Raw genomic sequence first — 6039 nt, forward strand, 5'->3', positions numbered from 1 at the left:
CGCTGGCGCTCCTCGCACCTCAACCACCGGGTGGGGACGGCGCGTCGCTGGCACTCCTCGCGCCTCAACCACCGGGCGGGAACGGCGCGTCGCTGACTCCCCGCACCTCAACCACCAGGCGTTGCGCCATCTGCCGCCAGCGCCGCCGTCGAGGCGAGGAACTGAGCGACCAGCACCTCGACGACCTCGTCGCGGTCGGCGGTGATGTCGCCGCGCAGCACCGCGCCGACGGCGTGGGCCACGCCGCCGATGAGGAACTGCGCGACCAGGCGCAGGCGGACCGGCAGGTCGTCGGCCGCGGCAGCGGGGTCCCCGCCGGACGCGGTGGCGGCGAGCATGGCGGCGAAGCGGCTGCTCTCGTGCAGGACCCGGGGGCCGAGCACGGGAGAGGCGACGGAGTCGATGAGCGCGACCCGGCCCTTGCGCGGGTCGTCGAGGAAGAGGTCGACCATCTCCCCGAGGACGGCGCGCACCCGGGCCTCGGAGTCGTCCGGTGCACCGGCGAGCGCGGCCAGCGCCCGGTCGGCGGCCTCGGTGGCGACCTGGTCGAAGACCGCGAGCTGGAGCGCCTCGACGCCCTCGAAGCTCTCGTAGAAGTACCGCGCCGCGAGGCCGGACGCCTCGGCGACGCCGCGGACGGTGGTGCCGGCGAGGCCGCGCTCCCCCATCACCGCGAGCCCTGCCTCGAGCAACCGGGCGCGGCGCTCGGCGACCCGCTCGGCGGCAGCCTGGCCGCCGTAGCGACGGGCGGGGTCACTCATGCCGCCATCGTGGCACAGCCGTTGACAGATGGTCGGCGAGGACGGCCGGGCATGCGTCCGCCCCGCCGCAGTAGCGCTTGCCTGCGGCGGGGCGGACCCCCGACGTCCGGCCTCACGGGCCCTCCGACGGGGTTGTCAGGTGCCCCTCGTGCTCCCGTCGAACACACAAGGCGAGGGGCACCCGACCATGGTCAGGCGGAGTGGGGACGCCTCACCATGACCAGGACCGCGCCGGCCAGGACGAGACCCGCACCGAGCGGCATCAGCCAGCCGAGCGGTCCACCGGTGTCCGGGAGACCGGCGGTCTCGCCGCCGCCGCCCCCTTCGTCACACTCCGGGTCGTTGGAGTTCTCCTCGCAGATGCCGCCGACCTCGCCCGGCTCGTAGGTGTAGGTCACCGTGACCTCACCCTCGCCGGACGCCAGGAAGACGAGCGTCCACTCGGACGGCTGCGCCAGGTCCGACGCCGAGGCGGCGGTGTAGTCGAAGGACACCGTCCCCGTCCCGACGTACGGCGCCAGGTCGGCCGCCTCCGTGATCGACGCCGACCACGTGTCGGTGTCCGAGCCCACCGTCAGTGTGCTGTTGTCGCCGGCCGGGGCACTCCCCGGGTCCGCACCAGCGTCGAGCCAGTCCGCGCAGCCGTCGATGCCGGTGTTGGCCGGCATGTCCTCGCCGGGGACGGTCATCGCCCCCGCCGTGCTGGCCACGAGGTCACCGGCGAAGGTCAGGTCCGCCGTCCCCGAGACCTCGCCGGTGTTCACCGACGCGGCCTCCTGGCTGAGGTTGGTGATGCAGACCGAGAAGTCCATCGTCACGTTGGCCTCGAGCTCGACCGAGGTCAGGGTGCCGAGCGCGGGATCGAACTGCTCGATCGCGCCGCTCCCCGACTCGTCGAGGTCACCGAGGTCGAAGGTGATCGTCTGGGTCTCGGTCTCCGCGGCGTGGGCCGGCACCCCGGCCCACACCGCTGCAGCCACCGACATCGTGCCCGCTGCCGCCAGGCGGATCGCGCGGTTCCTCATCGTTGCTCCTCGCATCGTGGTCACCACCCTCACTCGCTCGCCGGCGTGGACGCGGACTCGGTCGGTGCCGGGGGATCGGCTGCCGGAGGCGGCTCGTCCGCCTTCGGCTCCGGTTCCGGCTCGGGCTCCGGCTCGGGCTCCGGCTCGGGCTCCTCCTCCTGCTTCGGCGCGGGGGACTCGTCGACCTTGACCGGCGGGGTCTCCTTCGCCTCGCTGGAGGCGGGCTCCTCGGCGTCCTTGCCCTGGTCGCCCTTCTCCTTGTCGCCCGTGCCCTCCTCAGCCTTTTCCTTCTTCTTGTCCGACTTGTCGGACTCCGGCTCGGAGCCGTCGGGGAAGTAGCAGAGGGTGATGTGGCTGACGCCGTACCACTTGCCGCCGTTGTCCGGCGCGTGCGCCCCGGTGCCCTCGGTGGCCGGCGGGTCGTAGACGTTCTTGTGCCCGTCCTTGTCAGGCCCGCCCTTCACCGCGATCCAGGCGACCGGCACGGTCGACTCCCAGTCGAACACCTGGCCACCGTTGTCGTAGAGCTTGGTCACCGAGAACTCGCCGCCCCCGGGCAGCTGCCACGGGCTCCCGGCGAGCAGCTGCTCACCGTTCTTGTCGATCTTGAAGGTGGTCACGCACTCCTCGGGCTCCGGCTCGCACAGCGACGGGTCGGTCTCGCAGGTCGGCTCGCACAGCGACGGGTCCGTCTCGCAGGTCGGCTCGCAGCCGTACGGGTCCTCCTCGCAGGGATCCGGCTCACCACAGCCCGATCCGTGCGGGTACTCGTCGCACGGGTCGTCGCAACCCGCGCCGTACGGGTCCTCCTCGCACTCGTCGTACTCGCCGGCGCAGAGGCTGAGGTGGCTCAGCCCGTACCACTTGTCGCTGTTGGCGTTGTACGGCGCGTGCAGGCCGGTGTCCGGGCCGATCGACCCCATGGGCCGGTAGTCGTAGAGCTCCGGCGTGAGCGCCTGGGGTCCACCCTTGACGCTGATCCAGAAGATCGGGACGTTCGACTCCCAGTCGAAGAGCTCACCGTCGCCGTCGTCGTAGATCTTCGTGATCGTGAAGGTGCCGCCGCCCTCGAGGGCGTGGTCGCCCTCGGTGACCGGGTCGATCTTGTCCGTGATGGACTCGCACTCGTCGGGCGGGACCTCGTCGCTCGCGCCGCAGACGATGACCGTGGCGGGCTCGAGCCACAGACCGGTCTCGTCGTCGGCGGGGGCGTGCAGGCCGCTGCCGGACGTCACGCCGGCCATCACGCTGGTGATGATCGACCCGACCGGGTCGCCCGCCTGTACGGTGATGGACTCGACCGAGCCCTGGACGACCGCCCAGTCGAAGATCCAGCCGTCCGGACCCTCGGCGAGGTTGAGGATGGTGAACTGTCCGCCCCCGGGCATCGCGTAGTCACCGTCGGCGACCGGCGCGATGTCGAGCTGCGCGGTCTCGCACGGAGGCTCCTCGACGCAGACCGGGTCCTCCGGGTCCTCGGCACAGACGTCCGTGTAGGTGTACTCGATCTCGACGGTCGCCTCGCCGCCGGCCACGCCGGTGGTCTCGTACGGCGCCGGGCCGTCGATCTGGACGTCGACCTCGCTGAACACCTCGTAGGTGAGCTTGCCGTTCCCGATGAACTGCGGGAGCACGGCCGGGTCGGTGATGGTCTCCTGGCTGGAGTCGCTGCCCGCGAGGCCGAGCGGCTGGGACTCCCCGGGCGCCAGGTTCCACGTCGTCGAGTTCGTCCCGACGGCGGACAGGTCGGTGACCCCGAGGCCGTTGACCACGATGCTCGCGGCGATCTCGCCGTTGAGCGTCTTGTTCTGGCCCTCGCTCAGGTTGAGGACGGATCCGGTGAGCTCGCCCTCGACGGTCCCGGTGACGGTGACCTCGGTGAGCTCGTACAGACCGCCGTTGTCGTCGAACTGGTCCAGCTCGATCTGCTTGAGGCTCGGGAACGACTCGACGGTCACCGAACCCTGACTCTTGATGGTTTCTGCGGCATGCGCCGGGGCCGCGGCCACGATCGGCAAGGCGATCGTGGCGGCGCCGACAGCGAAGGCGACCCCAATTCGCCTACGCGCCGTACCTCGTTTTCCCACTGGAGGCACTCCTGTTATTCAGGTCTCGCCGCCCTGACGGGAGCATCGAAGGGCGACCGGGCCCGAAGGCCCTTCGAGATCAAGACGTTCGGCTGCCGCCGTTATGACGCGCCCATCGCTTCCGATGGTTCGAACCAGCGGGTCGATCGAGAGATTTACCCTGAGTTGGGCATCTTCGTCGGTTTCCCCTGTGCCGCGGCGCAGCGCCGACCTACGTTGCCGACCAAGCGAAGGTCGAGGTGGTCTCGAGATGACACCAACAGCTCCACACCCGGACGAGGTCGAGCTCCTCGCCCGCGCGCGGGCTGGCGACCGCGCCGCCATCGGCACGCTCTACGAGGCGCACCGGCCCGCCGCGCTGCGGATGGCGCAGCTCCTGGCCGGCCCCGAGCTGGCGGAGGACCTGCTCGCCGACGCGTTCGCGCGGGTGGTGGCCCGCTTCCACGAGGGCGGTGGCCCGGAGACGAACTTCCACGGCTACCTGTTCACCGCGATCCGCAACCGCCACCGGGACCTGCAGCGCCGCGCCGGGCGGGAGAGCCCGGTGTCCGACCTGCCGTGGCTTCTCGACGTCGTCGCCGAGCAGGGCCAGGAGGGTGCCGGGGGGCGCACGGACGACGGGGACCCCGCCCGCGGGGACCCGCCCGACGACCGGGCGATGGCCGCGCTGGCCCGGTTGCCCGAGGCGTGGCAGCAGGTCCTGGCGCTGCTCGACATCGAGGGCAAGAGCCTGCCGGAGGTGGCGGTCGAGCTCGGGATCTCGCCGGCGGCCGCGTCGTCACTGGCCTACCGGGCACGGGAGGGCCTGCGCCGGTCGTACCTCGACCAGCTGGCCCGGCCGGTCCGCTCCGCCACCGGTGAGTGCGCCTGGCTGCGCCCCCACCTGAGCCGGTACGTGCGCGGGTCGCTCCCCGCGGCGTTGCGCCGCCGGGCCGACGACCACCTCGCCGGCTGCTCGACCTGCATGCCGCTGCTGGGGGAGCTGGAGCGGGTCAACGCCCGCTTCCAGTTCATCCGGTTCAGCCCCAAGCGCGGGGCCCGGACGACGCTCGCCCCGTCGCAGTAGCGCTTTGCTGCGGCGGGGCGAGCACCCGGCGTCGGCCTCACGGCCTGGTCCGGGGTGTCAGGCGTCCCTCGGTGCTCCCGTCTGCACGGCCGAGGGACGCCCGACCATGGTCAGGCGGAGTGGGGACGCCTCACCACGACCAGCCCGGCACCCACGAGGACCATGAGGACCCCGAGCGGGAGCAGGACGCCGGCGGGACCGCCGGTGTTCGGCAGGCCGGCCGCGTCGACGACGCCGCCGGTCTCGCCACCGTCGTCGTCGGTCTCCTCGTCAACCTCGACGCAAGGCTTGCCCTCGGCGTCGACCGCGTCGGGGTCGTCCCGGTCCACGCAGTAGCCGGCCACCTCGCCGCACATCTCCAGCGGGCTGAAGTCCGCGGTGGACTGGCCCTCCTCGAGCACGGCCAGCAGGACCGTCTCGCCGTCCTCGGAGACGTAGCTGAACGGCAGGTTGCCGACGAAGCCGTAGAGGGCAGCGACCGTCTCGTCGATGATGGTGATCACGCCGGCCGGCGCGGCAGCAGCGCGCATGAGGTCGATGCTCGGCCCGTCGATCGGCCCGTCAGTCGGCTCGTCGACCGGTTCGATCGGCTGGTCAGCGGGCTGGCCGGTCGGGTAGACGCAGGCCACCAGGGCGCCGACCTCCTCCGGCGCGCACGGCTCGTTCGAGTCCTCCGGTGCGTCGAAGGTGAAGGACGTCTCCCCGCCCGGGAAGACGTAGCCCGCGTCGGTCGTCACGGTGATGCTGCCGTCGTCACCCGGGGTGACGCTCACGTGCTCGGGAGCTTCCAGCGGAAGGTACGCCGCGTTCTCGGGACCGCACGGGTCCTCGACCGTGGGCTCCGGCAGCGGGATCTCCACCGGGTCGGGGTCAGGCTCCGTCTCCGACGGGCACTCGGACACGGGCACGTCCTTCGCCTGCTCGCCGTCGAGGGCGAAGCGGATCGCGACGGAGTCCTGGGCGTCCGGGAACTGGTACGGGAAGGTGACGCCGTCCCAGTCCTTGAGCGTGTTGATGCTGACGATCACGATGTGGTCGAGCACACCGCCCGGCGTCGAGACGTACTTGCAGACGACGACCTTCTTCTCGTTCACCTCGGG

5 protein-coding genes are annotated in these 6039 nt (G+C 71.7%); 1 reads left to right on the forward strand and 4 read right to left on the reverse strand.

The genetic code is table 11. From position 1 onward, the window contains the following. Positions 1 to 107 precede the first annotated feature (107 nt). From NOCJ54_RS0122445 to NOCJ54_RS29715, 3 genes are all read right to left on the reverse strand, one after another. A complete protein-coding gene (locus tag NOCJ54_RS0122445) occupies positions 108 to 761 on the reverse strand; it encodes a TetR/AcrR family transcriptional regulator (protein ID WP_028657269.1) in 654 nt (217 codons plus the stop codon). Positions 762 to 952: 191 nt separating this feature from the next. Then, the gene (locus tag NOCJ54_RS0122450; protein ID WP_028657270.1) at positions 953 to 1786 is read right to left on the reverse strand and encodes a choice-of-anchor E domain-containing protein; all 834 of its coding nucleotides are present in this window, start codon (positions 1784 to 1786) and stop codon (positions 953 to 955) included. 29 nt (positions 1787 to 1815) lie between these two features. Continuing rightward, positions 1816 to 3744 carry a choice-of-anchor E domain-containing protein gene (locus NOCJ54_RS29715; protein WP_028657271.1) on the reverse strand — a complete coding sequence of 643 codons (1929 nt, stop codon included), beginning with the start codon at positions 3742 to 3744 and terminating at the stop codon, positions 1816 to 1818. Between the two features lie 379 nt (positions 3745 to 4123). On the opposite strand from NOCJ54_RS29715, the gene NOCJ54_RS27730 reads away from it, so the two are divergent. Next, on the forward strand, positions 4124 to 4939 hold the full coding sequence (locus NOCJ54_RS27730) for a sigma-70 family RNA polymerase sigma factor (RefSeq protein WP_051486294.1): 816 nt from the start codon (positions 4124 to 4126) through the stop codon (positions 4937 to 4939). Between the two features lie 110 nt (positions 4940 to 5049). Here the strand turns inward: NOCJ54_RS27730 and NOCJ54_RS30115 are convergent. Continuing rightward, positions 5050 to 6039, reverse strand: a 990-nt coding sequence (locus NOCJ54_RS30115; protein ID WP_198020310.1) for a hypothetical protein, incomplete at its 5' end; no start/stop codon positions are given.

Origin of the sequence: Nocardioides sp. J54, assembly GCF_000519005.1 — a bacterium.
Lineage (GTDB): Bacteria > Actinomycetota > Actinomycetes > Propionibacteriales > Nocardioidaceae > Nocardioides.

Coding starts and splice junctions, on each gene's coding strand:
- NOCJ54_RS0122445 (WP_028657269.1), bottom strand. CDS start 761: ATGAGTGACCCCGCCCGTCGCTACGGCGGCCAGGCTGCCGCCGAGCGG.
- NOCJ54_RS0122450 (WP_028657270.1), bottom strand. CDS start 1,786: ATGAGGAACCGCGCGATCCGCCTGGCGGCAGCGGGCACGATGTCGGTG.
- NOCJ54_RS27730 (WP_051486294.1), top strand. CDS start 4,124: ATGACACCAACAGCTCCACACCCGGACGAGGTCGAGCTCCTCGCCCGC.